Source organism: Xanthomonas sp. AM6 (assembly GCF_025665335.1).
Taxonomy (GTDB): Bacteria; Pseudomonadota; Gammaproteobacteria; order Xanthomonadales; family Xanthomonadaceae; genus Xanthomonas_A.
Window position 1 is genome coordinate 3,190,093 of record NZ_CP106869.1, and the last position, 21,264, is coordinate 3,211,356.

Sequence of the window (21,264 nt, forward strand, 5' to 3'; positions counted from 1 at the left end):
GGAGTGGATGGCGCGAGTGGTGCCCGCTGCCGTCGTCGCGCCAGTTGAAAACGCCACGCTGCGTAGCGCACCCCGCGCGGAATTCGGGCGGCCGTCCTCGCTGGCGCCTGCGGCCGGCCGCACCATACTCATGCGAATGGTAAGCTCGCCGCTTCGTCCGTCCCGCGATCCGCCATGAAAGCCTCCCTGTTCCGCCTGGGCCTGAACCTGTGGCCGCCGTTCCTGTTCGCCGGCATCCACCTGGCGGAACTGAGCGCCGACTACCGCTACGCGCGGGTCGAGCTGCGCATGCGGCCGTGGAACCGCAACTACGTCGGCACCCATTTCGGCGGCAGCCTGTTCGCCATGACCGATCCGTTCTGGATGCTGCTGGCGATGCAGAACCTGGGCGGCGCCTACTACGTCTGGGACAAGGCCGGCAGCATCGAGTTCGTGCGCCCGGGGCGCGGCACGGTGAGCGCGCAGTTCCGCCTGGACGAGGCGATGCTGGACGAAATGCGGACCGCCACCGCCGGCGGCGAGAAATACCTGCGCTGGTTCGACAACGAGATCCTCGACGCGCAGGGCGAGGTGGTGGCGCGCACGCGCAAGCAGCTGTACGTCAAGCGCAAGCCGGCGCGCTAGCGCCATCGCAAGGTCGCGATCGCGCCGGGCACGATCGCTGCACGCGCCCGCCGGCGCAGTTCCACGCACCATCGCGCTGCGCCAACACCGGCGGCGGTCCGATGTCCGCAGACCGTCCGGCTGCGCGCGTCGCGACTGAAGTCGCTCCCACAGACTCGCCCACAGGCTCGCGCAGCGCGCCCGGGGTGCGGCGCGGAGGGTGCCGATCCGTTGTGCGGACGGCTCGACGCAGCAGGAACGCGCGTCGATGCCGCCCCAATCGCACCTGCACGGCGTGCGCCATCCGTGCCGGCGGCGCAGCGGCCGGCGCAGCGCTCCACTACACTACGCCGATGTCGCCCGATACCCCCGCTCCGCACCCCCGCCCGTCCCTGCAACGGCTGTTCTTCACCGGCCTGCTGACCCTGCTGCCGATCTGGCTGACCTGGGTCGTGGTCAAGTTCGTGTTCGTGCTGCTGTCGGGCATCAGCAGCCCGTGGGTGGTGCCGCTGTCGGCGCGCATCGCCGCCTCGTTTCCGCGCGAGATGGGCTGGGTCACCGCGCTGTGGGTGCAGAACACCATCGCGCTGATCGCCACCCTGGCGGTGATCCTGCTGGTCGGCATCCTCAGCCGGCGCGTGGTCGGGCAGCGCCTGCTGCGCTGGTTCGAGGCGGTGATGCGCCGCATCCCGCTGGCCAGCGTGGTCTACGACAGCGCGCGCAAGCTGCTGGACATCCTGCAGACCCAGCCCGGCAGCACCCAGCGCGTGGTGCTGATCGACTTCCCGCACCGCGACATGAAGTCGGTGGGCCTGGTGACGCGGGTGATCAAGGAACAGGGCACCGGCCGCGAACTGGCCGCGGTGTACGTGCCGACCACGCCGAACCCGACTTCCGGCTACCTGGAGATCGTGCCGGTGGAGCTGCTGACCCCGACCGACTGGAGCGTGGACCAGGCGATGAGCTTCATCATCTCCGGCGGCGCGGTGGCGCCGGACAGCGTGCCGTTCACCCGCACCATGGACCGCTGAGGGAAGGACGATGCGCAACGGCACGCTGGACGATCGCGCCGTTCGCCTGTTCATCGGCCTGGCCGCGTTCTTCTGCGTCAACGCCGCGCTCGCCGAGTTCATCGGGGTCAAGATCTTCGCGCTGGAAGACACCCTGGGCATCGCGCCGCTGAACTGGAACCTGTTCGGCCAGGCCGGCTCGATGAACTTCACCGCCGGCACCCTGCTGTGGCCGCTGGTGTTCATCCTCACCGACACCATCAACGAGTTCTTCGGCCGCCGCGGGGTGCGCTTCATCTCCTGGCTGGCGGTGGCGCTGATCGGCTACGGCTTCCTGTTCGCGTTCGCCGCGATCGCGCTGGCGCCGGCCGGATTCTGGGTCGGCGCGGCGCAGGCGCAGGGCGTGCCGGACTACCAGGCCGCGTTCGCCGCGGTGTTCGGCCAGGGCCTGTGGACCATCGCCGGCTCGCTGGTCGCGTTCCTGGCCGGGCAGCTGATCGACGTGACGGTGTTCCACCGCATCCGCAACGCCACCGGCGAACGGCACGTGTGGCTGCGCGCCACCGGCTCCACCGCGGTGTCGCAGCTGATCGACAGCTTCGTGGTCATCTACATCGCCTTCGTGCTCGGCCCGCAGCACTGGTCGATCCCGCTGTTCCTGGCGGTGAGCACGCTCAACTACCTGTGCAAGATGCTGCTGGCGGTGCTGCTGATCCCGCTGCTGTACTTGATGCGGCGGCTGATCACCGACTACCTGAGTCCCGCGCGCGCCGCACAGCTGCGCGAGGAAGCGGCGGCCGACTGAGCCGCGCAGCGCCCGCGCAATGCGCGGATGCGCGGCCACGCCGCGGGCCATGTCCGCGCGCCGGCAGCGCCGCCGCGGCGCAACGCCGGCCCCGCCCCGCAGCGCCGGCGCGAACGCCGAAGACATCCGCCCGGCCTGCGTGCGCGCCGCGGCACGCCGGTCGCACAGGCATCGGCCGGGCTGCCCCGCACTGGATTTTTCCTGACCGCGCACGCGGCGGTGGGTGGCCTCCACGGTGCGGATCGGGCAAGCTCCCGGGCTCGCTTGTCGTTGGAGCCCGCAATGCCGCCCAGCTTTCCCCGCCTGCTGTCGCTCGCCATCGCCGCCGTCCTGAGCCTGTCGCTGGCCGCGCCGGCGGACGCGGCCAAGAAGAAGACCGCCAAACAGCAGACCTCGCAGACCCGCGCCAAGGCCAGCAAGGCCAGGAAGGCGCGACCGGCCGCCGCGCCGGTGGTGCGCAGCAAGGCCGAACAGCTCAACCGCCTGTACGACGACTACTGGGAAGCCTCGCTGAGGCTGAACCCGCTGCAGGCCACGTTCCAGGGCGACAGCCGCTACAACGACCAGTTGCCGAACTTCCTGTCGGCCGCGTTCCGCCAGCAGTCGCACGACTTCACCGTGCAGTGGCTGGGCAAGGCCGAGGCGATCGGCAAGGACGGGCTGAGCGGGCAGGACCTGCTCAGCTACGAGATCTTCGTCGGCGACGCGCGCAACGCGCTGGAAGCGGAGAAGTACCCGAGCTGGATGCAGCCGGTGAACCAGTTCTACAACGTCGGCAGCATCATGGTGATGCTCGGCTCCGGCACCGGCGCGCAGCCGTTCCGCACGGTCAAGGACTACGACAACTGGTCGCGGCGCGCGCTCGGCATTCCGGCCCTGTTCGACCAGGCCATCGCCAACATGCGCGAAGGCATGAAGGCCGGCGTGGTGCAGCCGCGCGCGCTGATGGAGAAGGTGCTGCCGCAGCTGGACGCGATCATCAAGCCCAGCGCCGAGGAAAGCCTGTTCTGGGGCCCGGTGCGCAACCTGCCGGCGGACATGCCCGAGGCCGAGAAGCAGCGCATCACCGCCGAATACAAGCGCATGATCGAATACCGGATCATGCCGGCCTACCGCGCGCTGCGCGGCTTCATCGCCACCGAGTACCTGCCGGCCACGCGCAGCACCGCCGGCGTCGGCGCGCTGCCGGGCGGCGCGGACTGGTACGCGTACAACGTGCGCCAGAGCACCACCACCGAGCTGAGCCCGGCGCAGATCCACCAGATCGGCCTGGACGAGGTCGCGCGCATCCAGGGGCAGATCCAGGCGGTGATGAAGCAGGTGAAGTTCCGCGGCTCGATGCCGAAGTTCTTCAAGTTCATGCAGACCGACAAGCGCTTCACCTTCAAGAGCGAGGACGAGCTGCTGAACTACTACCGCGGGCTGGAAGCGCGGGTGGACGCGGCGGTGCCGCGCATGTTCACGCTCAAGCCGAAGGCGGCGTTCGAGATCCGTCCGGTGGAACCGTACCGCGCGCAGTCGGCGGCCGGCGGCTCGTACATGCGCCCCAGCGAGGACGGCTCGCGCCCGGGCATCTTCTACGTCAACACCTACGACCTGCCGAGCCGCAAGACCTGGGACGCGGAAGACCTGTACCTGCACGAGGCCATTCCCGGCCACCACTTCCAGCTCGGCCTGCAGCAGGAACTGACCAACCTGCCCAAGTTCCGCCGCTTCGGCGGCGAGACCGCCTACATCGAAGGCTGGGGCCTGTACACCGAATCGCTGGGCAAGGAACTGGGCCTGTACCAGGACCCGTACAACTACTTCGGCTACCTGCAGAACGAGCTGTGGCGCGCGATCCGCCTGGTGGTGGACACCGGCCTGCACAGCAAGGGCTGGACCCGCGAGCAGGTGATCGACTACATGCTGGAGAATTCGGCCACCAGCCGCACCGATGCCGAGGCCGAAGCCGAGCGCTACATGGCCATCCCCGGGCAGGCGCTGTCCTACAAGATCGGCGAGATGAAGATCCTGCAACTGCGCGACTACGCGCGCGCGCAGCTCGGCGACACGTTCGACATCCGCGAGTTCCACGCCGAGATCCTGAAGGACGGCTCGGTGCCGCTGGACGTGCTGCAGGAAAAGATCGAGCGCTGGGTGGCGAGCAAGAAGCGCTGAGCGATCGCCCAGGCTGATCGTGCAGGAGGGGCTTGAGCCCGGCCCGGGCGTTGCCGGCAACGCCCGGACGGGCTGAACCGCGCGCGCAGGGCGTCGCGCATCGACACCGCCTGCAAAGCCGTGTCGATGCGGCGGCGGATCAGCCGCCCGGCGACGCGCCCAGCGCCAGCTGCCGCGCCACCTGCGCGATAGCCTGCGGCGTCGTGCGGCAGCAGCCGCCGATCAGGCGCGCGCCGGCCGCGCGCCATGCATCCAGATGCCCGACCAGGGCGCAGGCATCGGCGCCTGCACGTTGCCAGCGCTTGCCGGCGGCGTCGTAGCGTTCGCCGGAATTCGGATACACCAGCAGCGGCAACGCGGTCAGCGGCGCCAGGTGCTGCAGCGCCGCGGTGGCCAGCTCCGGCGCGACGCAATTGACGCCGAGCGCGGCGACCTGCGGATGGCCGTCGAGCAGGTCCGCCAACGCGCGCAACGGCGTACCGTCGCTCAGGTGCGCCGCATCGCGCAAGGTGCACGAGAACCAGGCGACGGTCTGCGGAAATTCCTCCAGCAGGTCCAGCAGCGCGGCGATCTCGGCCAGCGACGGCTGCGTCTCGCAGGCCAGCAGGTCCACGCCCGCCGCGACCAGCGCGGCGATGCGCGGGCGGTGGAAGTCCAGCATCTGCGCCCGCGGCAGCGCGTAGTCGCCGCGGTATTCCGAACCGTCGGCCAGGAACGCCCCATACGGCCCGACCGACCCGGCGACCAGCAGCGGGCCGGCATCGGCATGCGCGGCGCGATAGGCCTCGCGCGCCTCCAGCGCCAGCTGCGCGCTGCGGGCGATCAGCCGCTGCGATTGCGCCAGGTCCAGCCCGCGCGCGGCGAACCCGGACGGCGTGGCCTGGTAGCTGGCGGTGATCGCGCATTGCGCGCCGGCCTGGAAATAGTCCAGGTGCACCTGGCGGATCAGCTGCGGCTGCTCAAGCAGCACTTTCGCCGACCACAGCGCATCGCCGAGATCGCAGCCGCGCGCCTCCAGTTCGGTGGCCAGCGCGCCGTCGAGCACGATGCAGCGATCGTCGGCCAGCAGCGCGGCCAATGGGTTGTGCGGCATGGCCGCGTCCTCGCGGGCGAACGTGATGCCGCCATTGTGTCAGGCCACGCTGCGCGCGCCGCGTGGATGAGCGCGGCGACCGCACGCTCGAACTGCGCGCGTGGCGCATGCGCTTCGCCGCCGCACGACCGCCATGCCCGGCACGATTCAGGCGCGATCGCCGATCGCTGCGTTATGCTCGGTACATGGCTGTTTCCCATCCTTCCGCCGCGGAGCAACGCATGGCCTTGACCGCGTTGACGCCGATGCTGCGCAGCGCCGACCTGGCCGCCGCGCTGGCGTTCTACACCGACGTGCTGGATTTCCGCATCGACGGCGGCGGCGCGGACGCCGGCTGGGCGTCGCTGCGGCATGGCCCGCTGGCGCTGATGCTGGCCGCGCGCCAGGCGGCGGACGGCGCTGCCGATCCCGGCGTTTGCAGCTCGCTGTATTTCCGCACCGACGACGTGGACGGCTGCTGGCACCGCCTGCAGTCGCAGGCGCGCATCGCCTATCCGCTCGAGGACTTCGCCTACGGCATGCGCGAATTCGCGATCCACGATCCGGACGGGCACCTGCTGCAGTTCGGCCAGGCGCTGTGCCGATGAGCCTGACCCTGGGCGGCCTGCACCACGTGGCGATCATCGCCTCCGACTACGCGCGGTCCAAGGACTTCTACTGCCGCATCCTCGGCCTGCGCGTGGTCGCCGAGGCCTACCGCGCAGCGCGCGATTCCTGGAAGCTGGACCTGGGCCTGCCCGACGGCACCCAGGTCGAACTGTTCTCGTTCCCGGCGCCGCCGCCGCGGCCCAGCCGCCCGGAAGCCTGCGGCCTGCGCCACCTGGCCTTGCGCGTGGCCGACCTGGACGCGGCCGTCGCCCACCTGCAGGCGCACGGCGTGGTCACCGAGCCGATCCGCGTCGACGAGTACACCGGGCGCCGCTTCACCTTCTTCGCCGACCCCGACGACCTGCCGCTGGAACTGTACGAGAGCGGCTGAGGCGCGTTTCGACGCGAGGGCGCGCGCAGCACCTGCCCACCCCTGCAGCATTGGCGCACGGCGCATTGCTGAACCGCCTGCGGCCGGCGATTCCCAGCACCATACGCTTGGGTATACAGTCGGCTCCAGGTCGGCATCGCGCCGACCGCTCTGGACACACCCTGGGAGGGGACACATGCGCACCACCTTCAAGACCCTGCTGCTGGCCCTGCCGCTGAGCGTGGCCGCGTTCGTCGCGCAGGCCGCCGACACCTCGCCGGTCGGCCGCTGGAAGACCATCGACGACGAGACCGGCAAGCCCAAGTCGATCGTGCAGATCGAACAGGCCGGCAACGGCACGCTTAGCGGCAAGGTGATCGAGATCCTGCAATCGGACAAGGGCCCCAACCCGCTGTGCGACAAATGCGACGGCGCGCAGAAGGGCAAGCCGATCAAGGGCATGACGATCCTGTGGGGGCTCAAGCCGGACGGCACCGCCACCTGGAGCGGCGGCTCGGTGCTGGACCCGGCCAAGGGCAAGACCTACAAGGCCAAGGTCACCCTCAGCGATGGCGGCAAGAAGCTGCAGATGCGCGGCTACATCGGCATCGAAGCGCTGGGCCGGACGCAGACGTGGGTCAGGGAGTGAAGGGCCGGGATTCGGGAGTGGGGATTCGGGATTGGTAAGAAAGCGGGGCGCCTTCGGGCGCCCTTTTTTGCAGCGGCATGCAGCCCTTGCGGCCGACCGGAACGCCTCCGATCCCGAATCCCCCGCTCCCCGATCCCCGCTCCAAGACAATGCGATAATCGCGATCCCCCAGGATCGCCGTTCGCCATGACCCGCACCGCTCTCGTCACCACCGCCCTGCCCTATGCCAACGGTCCGCTGCACCTGGGGCACCTGGTCGGCTATATCCAGGCCGACATCTGGGTGCGCGCGCGGCGGTTGCGCGGCGACCGTACCTGGTTCGTCTGCGCCGACGATACGCACGGCACGCCGATCATGCTCGCCGCGGAAAAGGCCGGAGTCACCCCGGAGAACTTCATCGCCAACATCCAGGCCAGCCACGAGCGCGACTTCGCCGCGTTCGGCGTGGCCTTCGACCACTACGACTCGACCAACTCGGCCGCCAACCGCGCGCTGACCGAGGCGTTCTACGCGAAACTCGACGCCGGCGGCCACATTGCGCGGCGCTCGGTGGCGCAGTTCTACGATCCGGCCAAGGGCATGTTCCTGCCCGACCGCTACATCAAGGGCATCTGCCCGAACTGCGGCAGCGCCGACCAGTACGGCGACAACTGCGAGGTCTGCGGCGCCACCTACGCGCCGACCGAGCTGAAGGAACCCAGGTCGGTGATCTCCGGCGCCACGCCGGAGCTGCGCGATTCGGAGCACTTCTTCTTCGAGGTCGGCCGTTTCGACGGCTTCCTGCGGCAGTGGCTGGCCGGCGACGTGGCGCTGCCCGGGGTCAAGGCCAAGCTGATGGAGTGGCTGGACAGCGAGGGCGGGCTGCGCGCCTGGGACATCTCGCGCGACGCGCCGTACTTCGGCTTCGAGATCCCCGGCCAGCCGGGCAAGTACTTCTACGTGTGGCTGGACGCGCCGATCGGCTACCTGAGCAGCTTCCAGACCCTGTGCGCGAGCCTGGGCGAAGCGTTCGAGCCGCACCTGGCCGCCGGCACCGCCACCGAACTGCACCATTTCATCGGCAAGGACATCGTCAACTTCCACGGCCTGTTCTGGCCGGCGGTGCTGCACGGCACCGGCCACCGCGCGCCGACCCGGCTGCACGTCAACGGCTACCTGATGGTGGACGGCGCCAAGATGTCCAAGTCGCGCGGCACCTTCGTGATGGCGCGCACCTACCTGGACGTGGGCCTGGAGCCGGAAGCGCTGCGCTACTACTTCGCGGCCAAGTCCTCCGGCGGCGTGGACGACCTGGACCTGAACCTGGGCGACTTCGTGGCGCGGGTCAACGCCGACCTGGTCGGCAAGTTCGTCAACCTGGCCAGCCGCTGCGCCGGCTTCATCGACAAGCGCTTCGGCGGCCGGCTCGCCGACGCGCTGCCGGACCCGGCGCAGTACGCGCGCTTCGTCGCCGCGCTGGCGCCGATCCGCGAGGCCTACGAACGCAACGACGCGGCCAGCGCGATCCGCCAGACCATGGCCCTGGCCGACGAGGCCAACAAGTACATCGACGAGCACAAGCCGTGGGTGATCGCCAAGCAGGACGGCGCCGAGGCGCAGTTGCAGGCGGTGTGCACGCAAGGCCTGAACCTGTTCCGGGTGCTGGCCGGCGCGCTGAAGCCGGTGCTGCCGCGCACCAGCGCCGAGGCCGAGGCCTTCCTGTCCGCGCCGCTGACCGCCTGGGAAGACCTCGACGCACCGCTGCTGGCGCATACGATCCAGCCCTACACCCCGCTGTTCACCCGAATCGACCCGAAACTGATCGACGCCATGACCGACGCCTCCAAGGACACCCTCGCCCCCGCCCCCGCCGCCGCCAAGCCGGCACCGGCCAAGACCGAAGCGAAGGCCGCCGCTCCCGAATCCCCACTCCCCAATCCCGGCTTCATCGGCATCGACGATTTCGCCAAGCTCGACCTGCGCATCGGCAAGGTGCTGACCTGCGAATTCGTCGAGGGCTCGGACAAGCTGCTGCGCTTCGAACTGGACGCCGGCGAGCTGGGCAAGCGCCAGATCTTCTCCGGCATCCGCGGCAGCTATGCCGAGCCGGAAAAACTGGTCGGCCGCAACGTGGTGTTCATCGCCAACCTGGCGCCGCGCAAGATGCGCTTCGGCCTGAGCGAAGGCATGATCCTGTCGGCCGGCTTCGACGGCGGCGCGCTGGCGCTGCTCGACGCCGACGGCGGCGCGCAGCCGGGGATGCCGGTGCGGTGATGGCCGGGAGTGGGGAGTGGGGATTGGGGATTCGTTGAAGCGATTCCCCGGCACTGATCCACTCCGTGAACCCGCATTTGACCGGACGCTACGCCGACGGCGACTGCGGTCCGCACAAGGCGCGGCTGATCCGTACGCGCTACGATGTGGCGGCCTGCTCGCGCGTCTATGCCTACGGCGACAGCCGCGAGGACCGGCCGATGCTGGCACTGGCGCACGAGCGCTGGTACGGCGGCCGCCGCATCGCCTGACCCATGCCGCGCGGCGCGCCGCGCAGCCCAATCGCCCATGAAGCCCGCCCACGACCCGTTGCTCGAACGCCTCGATCGCCTGCTGCCGCAGACCCAGTGCGGGCAGTGCGGCTTCGACGGCTGCCGCCCGTATGCCGAGGCGATGGCGCGCGGCGCGGCGCAGGTGGACCGCTGCCCGCCTGGCGGCGATGCCGGCGCGCGCGCGCTGGCGCGGGTGCTCGGCACTGCGCCGCTGCCCTACGACCGCAGCCGCGGCACGCACAAGCCGCCGCAGGTGGCGTTCGTGATCGAGGCCGACTGCATCGGCTGCACCAAGTGCATCCAGGCCTGTCCGGTCGATGCCATCGTCGGCGGCGCCAAGCACATGCACACGGTGCTGGCGCCGCTGTGCACCGGCTGCGAGCTGTGCGTGCCGGCCTGCCCGGTGGACTGCATCGAACTGCGCTGAGCGCCGCCGCGCGCCGCATTCGGCGCGACGACCTCTGCAGGAGCGGCTCCTGTCCCCTATCCGGGATCAGCCCCGACGCTACGCAAAAGCGTCGGGGCCGAAGCCCCTCCTACAGGGAGCACAAAACGCACCGCACCCCGAATCCCTGCCCATCACACCGCCGCAGTCACCACGATCTCGATCTTCCACTCGGGATTGGCCAGCTTGGCCTGCACCGTGGCGCGTGCCGGGGTGCTGCCCGGACAGACCCATTCTTCCCAGACCTTGTTCATTTCCGCGAACTCGGCCAGGTCGGTCATGTAGATCTCCGCGCGCAGCACCTTGCTCTTGTCGCTGGCCGCGCGCGCCAGCAGCGCGTCGATCGCCGCCAGCACCTGGCGGGTCTGCCCGGCGATGTCCGCGCCGGTGTCGTCGGCGATCTGCCCGGCCAGGTAGGCCACGCCGTTGTGCACGGTCATTTCCGACATGCGCGGGCCGGTATCGAAACGCTGGATCATGAGGCGATGTCCTGAAGAGGGGAAACGCGGCCATTGTCGCGCGATTGCGCCGCCGCTGCAGGCCGCCACAACCGGTACGCCACCGGCAGCAGCCAGGCCAGGATCAGCACGATCGCCAGCTTCTGGGTCAGCCCGCGCGGCGGCGCCCGCCACAGCACGTGCACCCACAGGGCGACGAAGGCCGCCAGCGCCAGCGCGAACGCTGCGCCGGCGCTGCCGCGCCAGTGCGGTTGCCGGCGCAGCCAGGCGCTCTGCAGCAGCATCGCCGCGGTCACGCACAGGAATGCGGTCTGCGCGAACAGGCCGTGCAGCAGCGGCGCCAGCAACGGGGCGCGCTGCGGCAGGTAGCTGTCGCCGATCGCCACCCCGCACAGGCCCAGCGCGGCCACCACGAACAGCAGCGTCGGCGCGGCGCTGCGCGCCTGCGGCGGAGCCTGCGCATACAGGCCGGCGGCCAGCGCGACGATGCCCGCCGCCAGCAGCACGTAGACCACGCGCAGCAGCAGCCCGCCGGGACCGTGCAGGTACAGGCTCAGCGTCGCCTGCTGCCAGTGCAGGTCCGCGCGCAGCAGTTGCAGCGCCAGCGCGGTGCCGAGGAACAGCAGGCACAGCAGCGTGGCGAGGGCGCCGGCGCGGCGCGGCCAGCGCAGCGGCGCGGGGGCAAGGTCCATCGGCGACGGCATGGGCATGGCTCCGGATCGGATCGGGGACGCGATGCGCGGCGTCTCCGCGCCGGCACCCTCGGCGCACACCGACGCGGTGCCGACGTGCGATTCCACTATGATGCGCGACGCCGGCCGCCGGCACAGCCCCAGGCAACCGACATCGCGATGGACCAGCCCCCTGCCCGCTCCAGGCTCGCCACCGTGACGGCCCACGCTCTTCGCAGCGCGCACCTGCGCAACGCCGCCGGCCTGCGCGCGCTGCCGCCCTTCTTCTTCGCTTACGCTCGCCCGCAATGACCGACGCCGCACCTTCCGTTCCCTCCTCCGCCCCCGGCTGGCGCCGTGCGCTGCCGGTGCTGGCCAGCCTGGCGATCCTGGCGCTGGCGTTGCGCGCGCTGGCCACCGAGTTCAGCACCCACGGCTATGCCGCGATCCGCCATGCGTTCAACCAGCTCGGCGTCGGCCAGATCGCGCTGACCCTGCTGCTGGGCCTGAGCAGCTACGCCTGCCTGATCGGCTTCGACGCGGTCGGCCTGCACCGCAGCGGGCGCAAGCTGCATCCGATGCGGATCAGCATCACCGCGTTCCTGGCGCACGCGGTCGGCCAGACCCTGGGCTTCGCCGCGCTCACCGGCGGCGCGGTGCGCCTGCGCGGCTACGGCCGGGTCGGGCTGAGCCTGGCCGAGATCGGCCAGGTGGTGCTGATGAGCACGCTCGGCTTCGTGTTCGGCGCCTGGCTGCTGCTGGCGCTGGCGCTGACCCTGGAACCGGCCTCGGCGGCGCTGGCGCTGCCGCTCGCCGCGCCGGCGGTGCGCGCGATCGGCATCGCGCTGCTGGCCGGCTTCGGCCTGATGCTGCTGCTGGCCGGGCGCGAGGGCCGCACGCTGCGCTGGCGCAGCCACGAACTGTGGCTGCCGGACCGGCGCACCACGCTCGGCGTGACCGCGCTGAGCGTGGTCGAACTGGGCCTGGCCAGCGCCGCGTTCTACGTGCTGCTGCCGAACGAGTCGGGCATCGAGTTCGTCGGCTTCGTCGGCCTGTACCTGGTCGCGGTGGTGGCCGGGCTGATGTCGACCGTGCCGGCCGGGCTGGGCGTGTTCGAATGGAGCCTGCTCAAGCTGCTGCCCGGCGTGGCGCCGGCGGCGGTGCTGGCGGCGGCGCTGATCTACCGCATCACCTACTACGTGGTGCCGCTGCTGCTGTCGGTGCTGATGGCCGCGGCCAGCGGCCTGCGCCGGCCGCTGGCGGTCAGCGCCGGCGGAGTGCGCGTGGCCTGGGGCACGTTGCGCCCGTGGCTGCCGCAGATCATCGCGATGGCGGTGTTCGCGGTCGGCGCGGCGCTGGTCATCGACGGCACCCTGCCGACGCCGAAGCGGCGCCTGGGCATGGCGCCGCTGTCGATCGTGGAGACCTCGCACCTGCTGGCCAGCCTCGGCGGCGTGGTGCTGCTGCTGATCGGCCAGGGCCTGCAGCGGCGCAGCCATGCGGCATGGGCGCTGGCGATCGGCATCTGCGTGCTGCTGCCGCTGCCGGCCTGGCTGCGCGGCGGCCACGCCTCGGTGGCGCTGTCCTCGCTGGTGGTGGCTGCCGGGCTGTGGGGGGCGCGCCGCGAGTTCTACCGCCAGGGCGCGCTGCTCGACGAGGCCTGGTCGTGGCCGTGGATCCGCAACCTGGGCCTGGTGCTGATCGCCACGGTGTGGCTGCTGTTCTTCGTCTACAGCCACGTCGAATACCAGAACGAGCTGTGGTGGCAGTTCGCCACCTCGGCCAACGCGCCGCGCGCGCTGCGCGCGGTGCTGCTGGTCAGCGTGGCGGTGGTGGTGTTCGGCATGGCGCGGCTGCTGCACAGCACGCGTTCGCCGCTGCCGCCGGCCGACGCGGCGCAGCTGGACGCGCTGGCGCCGGTGCTGGCCACCGCCACCGACACCCAGGCCTGCCTGGTGCTGACCGGCGACAAGGCGCTGCTGCCGGCCGAGGACGGCCAGGGCTTCGTGATGATGCAGCGCTACGGCGGTTCGCTGGTGGCGATGGGCGATCCGGTGGGGCCGGCGGAGACCGCGCGGGCACTGATCTGGCGCTTCCGCGAGGAAGCCGACCGGCTGGGCCTGCGCCCGGTGTTCTACCAGGTCGGCGAGCAGCACTGGCAGACCTACCTGGACCTGGGCCTGACCCTGGTCAAGCTTGGCGAGGAAGCGATGGTGTCGCTGGAAGGCTTCCACCTGGAAGGGCGCGAACGCGCCGACCTGCGCCAGGCCTGGAACCGCGGCAAGCGCAGCGGGCTGAGCTTCCGCATCGTGCCGCTGGAGGAGATCGACGCGCTGATGCCGGCGCTGGCCGAGGTCTCGCAGCAGTGGCTGGAGGAAAAGGCCGGCGAGGAGAAGGGGTTCTCGCTCGGCAGCTTCGACCCGGCCTATCTGCGCCGCTTCCCGATCGCGGTGGTCGAGGCCGAAGGCAGGATCGTCGCCTTCGCCAACCTGTGGCAGGCGCCGGCCGGGCACGAGCTGTCGGTGGACCTGATGCGGCACATCGCCGACGCGCCGAAGGGCACGATGGATTTCCTGTTCATCGAGCTGTTCCTGTGGGGCCGCGACCAGGGCTACCAGCGCTTCTCGCTGGGCATGGCGCCGCTGTCGGGCCTGGCCCAGCACCGCCTGGCCGGGCGCTGGAACCGCTTCGGCAACCTGATCGTGCGCCACGGCGAGCGCTTCTACGGCTTCACTGGGCTGCGCCGCTTCAAGTCCAAGTTCGCCCCGACCTGGCGCACCCGCTACCTGGCCGCGCCCGGCGGCATGCATCTGCCGGCGGCGCTGCTGGACGTGACGCGGTTGATTTCGCTGGATCCGCGCAAGCCGGATTGAAGAAGCCGGGATTGGGGATTCGCAAATGCGCATTGCAGGAGGCTGAAACCCTATCTGCAGCAGGCATCGTACCGAACAGCGTGCCGGGGCATCCCCAATCCCGAATCCCGAATCCCGAATCCCGGCCCTAATCGACCCGCTGCAGGATCTGCTTGGCCAGCTCCGCGTAGTCGCCCTCGAAATGGTGGTCGCCGGGCAGCTTCACCAGTTGCGCGGCGCCGCGCGGCAGGTCCGGGCACAGGGCGTCGTCGTCGTCCTCGCCGTAGATGCACAGGGTCTGCGCGCCCGGCATCTTCGCCACTTCCGGCGCGATCGGCAGGCCGTCGTCGTCGGAGCTGATCCAGTTGGACACATGGAATTCGTAGTCGGCGGTCTTGCCCGGCGACAGCAGCGCGGTGGCCCGCACCTGCGCGCGCATCGGCGCCGGCAACTGGTTGTACGCCGCCGGCAGCACGTCGGCGCCCTGCGAGAAGCCGATCAGCACCACCCGCCCGCGCTGCCACAGGCGGCTGTAGTGGCGGTAGATCCGGTCCAGGTCGGTGGCGAAGCCCTGCGGCGTGCGCTCGCTCCAGAAGTAGCGCAGCGAATCCACGCCGACCACCGGGATGCCGGCCTGGGCCAGCGCGCCGGCGACCTGCTGGTCGAGCCCGGCCCAGCCGCCGTCGCCGGACACGAAGATCGCGAACACCTCGCCGTTGCCGCCGGCGGCGGTGCCCGCCGCGACCGGCACCTCGACCACCGGCAGCCCGGCCAGGTCGGCCGGCGTCGGCGGCAGGCTGACTCCCGGTTGCGCGCCCAGCGAACGCACCGCCGCGCGCAGCCCGGGCAGCGCATCGCCGCTGGCGCTGCGGCGGAACGGCCGCGCCTGCGGCACCTTCTGCACGAACGCATCGCTCTGCTGGCTGCAGCGCGTGGCCGGCGTGGCGGCGGCCGCCACCAGCCACGGCACCGGCAGCGCCGCCGGCTGCAGCGCGCGTGCCGGCGCGGTGATGCCGGCGCCGCAGATCTGGTCGTCCAGCACCTGCACCGGGCAGAAATCCTCGGTGACCATGCCGGCCAGCAGCTGCTTGGGCGCCTGCGCCGCGACCGCATAGGCCAGCGCCGCGCCGTCGCCATCGCCGACCAGCAGCGGCAGGTGGTAGGTGGGCATGTGGTAATAGGCCTGCACGTAGCGCGAGAAGTTCTCCACGTCGCCGGCGGAAAAGCCGCAGGTGCCGGGGATCTTGGCCAGCACCGCCTGCAGGTGCGCGCTGTCGATCACCGCGACCATCGCGCCGTCGTGGCGCAGGGCCTCGATCTGGCGCGCGCGCGCGGCCTCGCCGCGCTTGCCGCCGGCGAACCACAACACCACGCGCTGCGCATCGCCCTGCGGCAACAGTACCGGCACCTGCTCGAAGCGGCCGTGGCTGAGCTTTTCCGGGGCGGCGGCCGGCACCGCGGGCGCTGCGGGCGTCGCTGCGCCAGGCGCCGCCGAGGCGACAGCCGCTGCGGCCAGCCCGGCCAACGCACTTCCCCACATCCATCCGCCACGCATTCGCATCATCCGGCAATCCTGAAAAGGCGTGTAAAGATAATCCCGAACGGCAGCAGCGCGAAGCGCGGCGCGGACGCCGGTTCATGCGCGGTAGCTCAGCGCGTCGCCGCGCCTTGGCCGCGGCATGTCGCAGCGAGGCGGCGCGAGGCGACGAGGCCGCTGCAGCAGGCGCTCACGCGTCCGGCGCGGCCCCGGGATGGCGCAACCGCCACGCCGCCAGCGCCTGCCGATAGCGCTCCACGTCCTCGTTGTACAGGTCGTACACGCACAGCGGGCAGCCGCTGTTGCAGCAGTCGCCGGGCGCCGGCGGTTCGGGCGGCTGCGGGCGCGGGTCGGCCATGGCGGAATCGGAATCGGGATCGGACATCACGGTGTGCGGCAGAAGGCACGCCGGTGCGCGCGCAGGGATGCGATTGTAGAGCGCGCGGCCGGCGGGTTCAGCCGATCGCCTGGCGCAGGTTGGCGCGCGCCGGCGTGTCGTAGCGCGCATGGAACCAGTCGCTGAGGAAGATGCGCGGCTGCGCCAGCACCGTCTTCAGGAACGCGCGGCGCTTGCGCCGGTACAGCCAGCCCGGCACCACGCCGCGGTACTCCTCGGCGATGGCGCGATCGTAGGCGGCGAACGCGGCGGGATCGGCGCCGAGGATGGCCATGTCGCAATCCAGGAACAGCGCCGCTTCGGCATCCACCGCGGCGGCGGTCAGTTGTCCGTGGCGCGCGGTCAGTTCGATCAGCGCGGCCACGCGCGCCGCGTCCAGCCCGGCGTCGGGCAGCCATTGCGCGATCGCCGCCTGCGCCAGGCGCGCCGACTGCGCCTCGTTGTCGCCGCGCCCGGGCTGGTACACCGCGTCGTGGTACAGCACCGCCAGGTAGACCTCGCGCGGCTGCCGCCAACCCACCGCGGCGGCGACCTCGGCGTAGTGGCCCAGCACCGCCTGTACGTGGCCGAAGTGGTGGTAGGCGCGCGGCGGCGTGGCGTAGGCCGCCTGCAGCTGCGTCCATTGCGCGTCGGGCAGGCGCAGCGGCGCCTGTTCGCCCATCGGATCGCTCATGGGGCCGCTCCGTGTTCGTGCGCTGCGCGGGCCGGATCCGCGCGCAGCGGCCAGGTCGCTTCGTGCAGATGGCGGCCCTGCCCCTGCACGCTGCGGACCAGGCTCAGCGTGGCGGCCGTCCAGCGCAATTCGGGCACCGCCTGTGGCGGCAGTTCCCGATCGTCATAGGCCAGGGTCAGGTGCGGGACGTAGGTCGCATCGGCGCGCGTGGCCAGGCCCTGTTGGCCCAGTTGCCACTGCAGCGCGTGGCGCAATTCGCGCAGCGGCGTCGGCTCGGCGTCGCCAAGCATCACCAGCGGCCGCGCGCCGCGGCCGCGGCCGAAGCTGGCGACCCGGTCGAAACACAGTTCGAACGGTGCCGACGCCAACGCCTGCCCGGCGGCATGCGCCTGCTGCAACAGCCGCGGCGGCACGCCGGCGTACTCGCCGAGATAGTGCACGGTGACGTGCAGGCGTTCGGGCGGCAGCGCGCGTCCGCGCAGGCCTTGCTCGGCGCGCAGGCGCTCGCCCAGCGCGAACGCGCGCTGTGCGGTGGCCGGGTCCGGCAGCAATGCGAAGAACAGGCTCTCGCGCGGCGCCGATGCGGCGAAGCCCAGCGAGAACTGCGCGCCTGCGGAGGAAGCATCGTGGGCCATCGGCGTGAGTGCGGCGAAAGGCCGCGACGAGTCGGCAATGATCGGGCGGCCATGGTAGCAAGCGCGCAGCGGCCGGCGCATCGCAAGCGGCGCGATGGCCGCGGCGCAGAAACGCAGAAGGCCGACCGGACAATCCGGTCGGCCTTCGCTTCACTGCGGCGTCCACAGGATGCTCGCCACGGGCGACATCGCGCAGACTTGCTGCGATCGGCCGGACGCGCGGTCCGGCCGGCGGCTTACGCCGCGTTCTTCATCGCCAGCTTGCGGTTGCGCATCACGTCGTGGCAGGCGCGCACTTCCGGCAGCAGGCGAGTGGCCGCATCGCGCGCGGCGACCGGGGTGTCGCTGTCGGCGATGGTCTCGTTGAACGCCTTCATCAGGCGATCCTCGGACTCTTCCAGTTCGGCCACGTAGCCGTACTTGGTGTCGCCCAGCGCAGCGCGCACCTTGCCGTACATCTGCTGCATGCTGCCGACCATGGTGCCGTGCTCCTCGGGCTTGCCGCCGACCGCCTGGACCACGGCGCTCAGGCTGCTGACGATGTCCGACTTGACCCCGGCGATGCGCAGGAACAGCGCCGACAGTTCCGCGTCGCCGACCTTCTGCGCGGCTTCTTCGTAGAACTGCTTGCCGTCGCGGGAAATGGCGATGAGGTCGTTGAGGCTGTGCGTGGTCTTGCTCTGAATGCTCATGCTTGGACTCCTTCTGGATGGGCCGGCGAACTGGATGGGCCGGCGAACATCGCGCAACGGGCACGTCGGGTCGTGTTCCCTGGATGTCGCTCGGCCGGTATGAAGCGTCTTGCCGCGTTGCGTCGTGGGGGAATGCTGGACGGCGCGGCATAAAAGGCATGTGAGCCGAAACCGCGATGTCCTCACGCGATGCTGGCAGGCATGAACAGGCGTTCATCGCCGCAGTGGCGGGCATCAGGCCAACGATTTCGCCATGCTGTCCACACGCCTTGCGGCAGCCTGCTCCGGCGACGTCATCCACCACTGCCACGCGCTCGTCCGCAGCTGCCGTGGATGAATGCGCAGCGCCCATGGCGCAGGCCGCGCGCGCCAGCCCCAACCACGCCTTCCGGCACATCCGCCGCGCCGGCAAAGGACTATATTTGCGGCCACAGCCCTCTTCCGGGGCCGCTGCGAGGTGCGCCATGTTCGGTTGGACCGCATTCGCCCTGGTCGCCGCGACGGCGATCGCGCCACCGCCCGCGCCGCCCGCACCGGAGCAGATCATGCAGGTTCCGCCCGCGCTGCATGCGCTGGTGCAGCAGCGCGTCGATCCGCATGCCTCGCGCGAGCAGCGCCTGCAGCAGCTGGTGCGGCTGGCCTTCGATGCCGACGGGCTGGATCTGCAGTACGACGCCAAGGCCACCCACAGCGTGGCCGAGAGCTACGCCACCCGGCGCGTGAACTGCCTGTCGTTCACCCTGCTGTTCGTCGTGCTGGCGCGCGACGCCGGGCTGGATGCGCAGGTGCAGGAAGTGGGCCGCGTGCTGAGCTGGTACCAGGACGGCGATGCGTTGTACAACGCCGGCCACGTCAACGTCGGCGTGCGCATCGACGGGCGCCGCGGCAGCATCGACCTGGACCGCAGCGTGCTGATGGACCGGCGCGGCCCGCGGCCGATTTCCGACCGCCGCGCGCTGGCCCACTACTACAACAACCGCGGCGCCGAACTGATGGCCGACGGCGCGCTGCCCGCCGCGCAACAGCACCTGGCGATGGCGCTGCAGATGGACCGCGATTTCGCCGCCGCCTGGAACAACCTCGGCGTGCTGGCGCTGCGCCAGGGCGACACGCAGGCGGCCGCGCAGGACTACGCGACCGCGCTGGCGGTCGATCCCGGCCATGTCTCGACCCTGTCCAACGCCGCCAGCCTGTACCGGCGCCTGGGCGACAGCCGACGCGAGGCGGCGATGCTGGCACGGCTGCAGCGCGTGCAGCTGACCGACCCGTTCCACCAGTACCTGCTCGGCAACGAGGCCGAGCGGCGCCAGGACTACGCCGCGGCGATCGGCTACTACCGGCATGCGCTGCGCCTGTACGACGGCGCGCACCTGCTGTACTTCGCCCTGGCCCGCGCCTATCTGCTCAGCGGCGACCAGCGCCGCGCGCACCGGGCGATGCAGCAGGCGCTGGAACATGCCGACAGTGGCGCGCAGCCGCGCTACCAGACCAAGCTGGACGCGCTGCGGCGGCTGTCGCACAACACCCAGGCGCGGCGCTGAGCCACCCGGGCGGACCTCGCGGCGACGTGCGCTGCGCATCGGCGCCGCGCGGCGCGCTTCGCACGACCATGCCCCGCCGAAAAATCGGAGCGCGCTACCTAGCCACCGCCATGCGTTGCGCGCGGCGCGCGTCGTGGCGCGCCCACAGGTACACCAGCAGCCCGCCCAGCGCCGCCGCGGCGCCGACGTAGCCGGTCGAGGTCCAGCCCAGCCCGGCGCTGATCGCGATCCCGCCCATCCACGGACCCAGCGCGTTGGCCAGGTTGAACGCGGCGTGGTTGGAGGCCGCGGCCAGGGTCTGCGCCTCGCTGGCCACGTCCATCAGCCGGGTCTGCAGCACCGGCGCCAGCGCGCCCATGGTGCCCACCGCGACCACCGCCGGCAGCACCGCCCACGGCGACTGCGCGGCCAGCGGCCAGGCCAGCAGCACCGCCATCGACCACAGCAGCACCAGCGGCACCGCGCGGAACTGCAGCCGGTCGAACAGCCAGCCGCCGGCCAGATTGCCGAGCAGGCCGCCGAAGCCGAACGCGCCCATCGCCAACGGGATCCAGCGCTCGGAGACGCCGGTGACCTGGGTCAGGGTCGGCGCCAGGTAACTGAACACGCAGAACATGCCGGCGAAGCCGACCGAACCGATGCCCAGCGCCAGCCACACCTGCGGGCGGTTGAACGCGCGCAGTTCGCGCAGCGGCCGCTGCCGCGGCTCGTCCGGGTCGGCCGGCAGCAGCCGCAACACCAGCACCACGGTCAGCACCGCGATCACCGCGACCAGCGCATAGGCGTAGCGCCACTGCGCGACCTGCCCCAGCCAGGTCGCCAGCGGATTGCCGACCAGCACCGCCAGGTTCAACCCCAGCAGCACCCGGCTCACCGCCGCGCCGCGCTGGTCGGGGCGGCTGATCGACGCGGCGACCAGCGTGGCCACGCCGAAATAGGCGCCATGCGGCAGGCCGGCGATGAAGCGCACCAGCAGCATGCTGTGATAGTCCGGCGCCAGCGCGCTGGCCAGGTTGCCGACCGCGTAGAAGCCCATCAGCGCCAGCAGCAGCGTGCGCCGCGGCCAGCGCGCGCCGACGATCGCCAGCAACGGCGCGCCGACCACCACGCCCAGCGCATAGGCGCTGATCAGGTGCCCGACCTGCGGCTCGTCGATCGCCAGCCCGCGCGCGATGTACGGCATCAGGCCCATCGTGGAGAACTCGCTGGTGCCGATCGCGAAGCCGCCCATCGCCAGCGCGAACAGGATCAGCACGTAGCCGCGGCGCGACAGCGGCGTCGGATCGGTTCGGGAAATGGACATGCCCGGCTCCGGATACGGGGCGCCCCATTATTGTGCATCGCAACATCGAGCGAAAGGGGTGGGCCTGAACCGGAGGCCGAGCCCGAACGGGGCACGACGCGAGCATGGCACTCGCGATTCAGCCGGCGACACGCTTCGGTAGGCAACGGCACCGCCGCATGCGCCGCTGCGCCAGGGCGCGCTCGGATGCACGGCGCTACGGGCGATGGAAAACATCGTGACTGGCGCTCGGCTTGCGCCCACGGCGCCGTGCCATG

Annotated in this window: 20 protein-coding genes and 1 pseudogene; 12 read left to right on the top strand and 9 right to left on the bottom strand. The window is 71.1% G+C overall.

The window, feature by feature from the left end; genetic code table 11:
- Positions 1–174: 174 nt before the first annotated feature.
- The 4 genes from OCJ37_RS13390 (at position 175) to OCJ37_RS13405 (ending at position 4,578) form a co-directional block, all read left to right on the top strand.
- Positions 175–624 (top strand): DUF4442 domain-containing protein, encoded by a 450-nt coding sequence (locus OCJ37_RS13390; RefSeq protein WP_263110018.1) that lies wholly within the window; start codon positions 175–177, stop codon positions 622–624.
- A gap of 332 nt (positions 625–956) precedes the next feature.
- Positions 957–1,634: a DUF502 domain-containing protein gene (locus OCJ37_RS13395; RefSeq protein ID WP_263110019.1), complete on the top strand. Its 678-nt coding sequence runs from the start codon at positions 957–959 to the stop codon at positions 1,632–1,634.
- Between the two features lie 10 nt (positions 1,635–1,644).
- A complete protein-coding gene (locus OCJ37_RS13400; protein WP_263110020.1) occupies positions 1,645–2,418 on the top strand; it encodes a queuosine precursor transporter in 774 nt (257 codons plus the stop codon).
- 282 nt (positions 2,419–2,700) lie between these two features.
- Positions 2,701–4,578: a DUF885 domain-containing protein gene (locus OCJ37_RS13405; RefSeq protein WP_263110021.1), complete on the top strand. Its 1,878-nt coding sequence runs from the start codon at positions 2,701–2,703 to the stop codon at positions 4,576–4,578.
- 139 nt (positions 4,579–4,717) lie between these two features.
- Here the strand turns inward: OCJ37_RS13405 and mmuM are convergent, their stop codons facing one another.
- Positions 4,718–5,671, bottom strand: a complete 954-nt coding sequence (gene mmuM / locus OCJ37_RS13410) for a homocysteine S-methyltransferase (protein ID WP_263110023.1) — start codon at positions 5,669–5,671, stop codon at positions 4,718–4,720.
- A gap of 221 nt (positions 5,672–5,892) precedes the next feature.
- Here mmuM and OCJ37_RS13415 point away from each other — a divergent pair, with 221 nt between their 5' ends.
- The 6 genes and pseudogenes from OCJ37_RS13415 (at position 5,893) to rnfB (ending at position 10,230) form a co-directional block, all read left to right on the top strand.
- Positions 5,893–6,258 carry a VOC family protein gene (locus OCJ37_RS13415; RefSeq protein WP_263110025.1) on the top strand — a complete coding sequence of 122 codons (366 nt, stop codon included), beginning with the start codon at positions 5,893–5,895 and terminating at the stop codon, positions 6,256–6,258.
- A complete protein-coding gene (locus tag OCJ37_RS13420; RefSeq protein WP_263110026.1) occupies positions 6,255–6,650 on the top strand; it encodes an SMU1112c/YaeR family gloxylase I-like metalloprotein in 396 nt (131 codons plus the stop codon). The genes OCJ37_RS13415 and OCJ37_RS13420 overlap by 4 nt, the downstream gene beginning before the upstream one ends.
- A gap of 175 nt (positions 6,651–6,825) precedes the next feature.
- Complete coding sequence (locus tag OCJ37_RS13425) at positions 6,826–7,278, top strand: DUF2147 domain-containing protein (RefSeq protein ID WP_263110027.1); 453 nt, start codon at positions 6,826–6,828, stop codon at positions 7,276–7,278.
- A 186-nt stretch (positions 7,279–7,464) separates the two neighbouring features.
- A complete protein-coding gene (gene metG / locus OCJ37_RS13430) occupies positions 7,465–9,531 on the top strand; it encodes a methionine--tRNA ligase (protein WP_263110029.1) in 2,067 nt (688 codons plus the stop codon).
- A 77-nt stretch (positions 9,532–9,608) separates the two neighbouring features.
- Positions 9,609–9,782 (top strand): annotated as a pseudogene (locus tag OCJ37_RS13435) (HAD-IB family hydrolase); the annotation flags it as partial.
- A gap of 37 nt (positions 9,783–9,819) precedes the next feature.
- Positions 9,820–10,230 (top strand): Rnf electron transport complex subunit RnfB, encoded by a 411-nt coding sequence (gene rnfB / locus OCJ37_RS13440; protein WP_263110031.1) that lies wholly within the window; start codon positions 9,820–9,822, stop codon positions 10,228–10,230.
- A gap of 152 nt (positions 10,231–10,382) precedes the next feature.
- Here rnfB and OCJ37_RS13445 read toward each other — a convergent pair whose 3' ends face one another.
- Both OCJ37_RS13445 and OCJ37_RS13450 read right to left on the bottom strand, forming a co-directional pair.
- Positions 10,383–10,727 (bottom strand): RidA family protein, encoded by a 345-nt coding sequence (locus OCJ37_RS13445; protein ID WP_263110032.1) that lies wholly within the window; start codon positions 10,725–10,727, stop codon positions 10,383–10,385.
- Complete coding sequence (locus OCJ37_RS13450) at positions 10,724–11,410, bottom strand: DUF998 domain-containing protein (RefSeq protein ID WP_263110033.1); 687 nt, start codon at positions 11,408–11,410, stop codon at positions 10,724–10,726. Before OCJ37_RS13450 ends, OCJ37_RS13445 begins: the two co-directional genes overlap by 4 nt.
- A gap of 275 nt (positions 11,411–11,685) precedes the next feature.
- Here OCJ37_RS13450 and mprF point away from each other — a divergent pair, with 275 nt between their 5' ends.
- Entirely contained in the window at positions 11,686–14,250 is a 2,565-nt protein-coding gene (gene mprF / locus OCJ37_RS13455) for a bifunctional lysylphosphatidylglycerol flippase/synthetase MprF (RefSeq protein WP_263110034.1), read from the top strand.
- Positions 14,251–14,377: 127 nt separating this feature from the next.
- On the opposite strand, the gene OCJ37_RS13460 is transcribed toward mprF, so the two are convergent.
- From OCJ37_RS13460 to OCJ37_RS13480, 5 genes are all read right to left on the bottom strand, one after another.
- The gene (locus tag OCJ37_RS13460) at positions 14,378–15,784 is read right to left on the bottom strand and encodes a virulence factor family protein (RefSeq protein ID WP_263113689.1); all 1,407 of its coding nucleotides are present in this window, start codon (positions 15,782–15,784) and stop codon (positions 14,378–14,380) included.
- A gap of 172 nt (positions 15,785–15,956) precedes the next feature.
- Positions 15,957–16,151 (bottom strand): oxidoreductase-like domain-containing protein, encoded by a 195-nt coding sequence (locus tag OCJ37_RS13465; protein WP_263110035.1) that lies wholly within the window; start codon positions 16,149–16,151, stop codon positions 15,957–15,959.
- Positions 16,152–16,221: 70 nt separating this feature from the next.
- Positions 16,222–16,836 carry an HD domain-containing protein gene (locus OCJ37_RS13470; RefSeq protein WP_263110037.1) on the bottom strand — a complete coding sequence of 205 codons (615 nt, stop codon included), beginning with the start codon at positions 16,834–16,836 and terminating at the stop codon, positions 16,222–16,224.
- The gene (locus OCJ37_RS13475) at positions 16,833–17,471 is read right to left on the bottom strand and encodes a 2'-5' RNA ligase family protein (RefSeq protein ID WP_263110039.1); all 639 of its coding nucleotides are present in this window, start codon (positions 17,469–17,471) and stop codon (positions 16,833–16,835) included. Before OCJ37_RS13475 ends, OCJ37_RS13470 begins: the two co-directional genes overlap by 4 nt.
- A gap of 236 nt (positions 17,472–17,707) precedes the next feature.
- Positions 17,708–18,163, bottom strand: coding sequence for a PA2169 family four-helix-bundle protein (locus tag OCJ37_RS13480; protein WP_263110040.1), 456 nt, complete (start codon positions 18,161–18,163; stop codon positions 17,708–17,710).
- A 545-nt stretch (positions 18,164–18,708) separates the two neighbouring features.
- Between OCJ37_RS13480 and OCJ37_RS13485 the strand changes: the two genes are divergently transcribed.
- Positions 18,709–19,704, top strand: a complete 996-nt coding sequence (locus OCJ37_RS13485; protein ID WP_263110041.1) for a tetratricopeptide repeat protein — start codon at positions 18,709–18,711, stop codon at positions 19,702–19,704.
- 94 nt (positions 19,705–19,798) lie between these two features.
- Here OCJ37_RS13485 and OCJ37_RS13490 read toward each other — a convergent pair whose 3' ends face one another.
- Positions 19,799–21,007, bottom strand: a complete 1,209-nt coding sequence (locus OCJ37_RS13490; protein ID WP_263110042.1) for an MFS transporter — start codon at positions 21,005–21,007, stop codon at positions 19,799–19,801.
- Between the last annotated feature and the right edge of the window lie 257 nt (positions 21,008–21,264).

Excerpts from the sequence above, each read along its gene's own strand:
- OCJ37_RS13450 (WP_263110033.1), bottom strand. The coding sequence starts at position 11,410 with ATGCCGTCGCCGATGGACCTTGCCCCCGCGCCGCTGCGCTGGCCGCGC.
- OCJ37_RS13485 (WP_263110041.1), top strand. The coding sequence starts at position 18,709 with ATGCAGGTTCCGCCCGCGCTGCATGCGCTGGTGCAGCAGCGCGTCGAT.
- mprF (WP_263110034.1), top strand. The coding sequence starts at position 11,686 with ATGACCGACGCCGCACCTTCCGTTCCCTCCTCCGCCCCCGGCTGGCGC.
- OCJ37_RS13475 (WP_263110039.1), bottom strand. The coding sequence starts at position 17,471 with ATGGCCCACGATGCTTCCTCCGCAGGCGCGCAGTTCTCGCTGGGCTTC.
- OCJ37_RS13400 (WP_263110020.1), top strand. The coding sequence starts at position 1,645 with ATGCGCAACGGCACGCTGGACGATCGCGCCGTTCGCCTGTTCATCGGC.
- OCJ37_RS13425 (WP_263110027.1), top strand. The coding sequence starts at position 6,826 with ATGCGCACCACCTTCAAGACCCTGCTGCTGGCCCTGCCGCTGAGCGTG.
- OCJ37_RS13465 (WP_263110035.1), bottom strand. The coding sequence starts at position 16,151 with ATGTCCGATCCCGATTCCGATTCCGCCATGGCCGACCCGCGCCCGCAG.
- OCJ37_RS13395 (WP_263110019.1), top strand. The coding sequence starts at position 957 with ATGTCGCCCGATACCCCCGCTCCGCACCCCCGCCCGTCCCTGCAACGG.
- OCJ37_RS13470 (WP_263110037.1), bottom strand. The coding sequence starts at position 16,836 with ATGAGCGATCCGATGGGCGAACAGGCGCCGCTGCGCCTGCCCGACGCG.
- metG (WP_263110029.1), top strand. The coding sequence starts at position 7,465 with ATGACCCGCACCGCTCTCGTCACCACCGCCCTGCCCTATGCCAACGGT.
- OCJ37_RS13420 (WP_263110026.1), top strand. The coding sequence starts at position 6,255 with ATGAGCCTGACCCTGGGCGGCCTGCACCACGTGGCGATCATCGCCTCC.
- OCJ37_RS13390 (WP_263110018.1), top strand. The coding sequence starts at position 175 with ATGAAAGCCTCCCTGTTCCGCCTGGGCCTGAACCTGTGGCCGCCGTTC.
- OCJ37_RS13445 (WP_263110032.1), bottom strand. The coding sequence starts at position 10,727 with ATGATCCAGCGTTTCGATACCGGCCCGCGCATGTCGGAAATGACCGTG.
- mmuM (WP_263110023.1), bottom strand. The coding sequence starts at position 5,671 with ATGCCGCACAACCCATTGGCCGCGCTGCTGGCCGACGATCGCTGCATC.
- OCJ37_RS13405 (WP_263110021.1), top strand. The coding sequence starts at position 2,701 with ATGCCGCCCAGCTTTCCCCGCCTGCTGTCGCTCGCCATCGCCGCCGTC.
- OCJ37_RS13415 (WP_263110025.1), top strand. The coding sequence starts at position 5,893 with ATGGCCTTGACCGCGTTGACGCCGATGCTGCGCAGCGCCGACCTGGCC.
- rnfB (WP_263110031.1), top strand. The coding sequence starts at position 9,820 with ATGAAGCCCGCCCACGACCCGTTGCTCGAACGCCTCGATCGCCTGCTG.
- OCJ37_RS13460 (WP_263113689.1), bottom strand. The coding sequence starts at position 15,784 with ATGCGTGGCGGATGGATGTGGGGAAGTGCGTTGGCCGGGCTGGCCGCA.
- OCJ37_RS13480 (WP_263110040.1), bottom strand. The coding sequence starts at position 18,163 with ATGAGCATTCAGAGCAAGACCACGCACAGCCTCAACGACCTCATCGCC.
- OCJ37_RS13490 (WP_263110042.1), bottom strand. The coding sequence starts at position 21,007 with ATGTCCATTTCCCGAACCGATCCGACGCCGCTGTCGCGCCGCGGCTAC.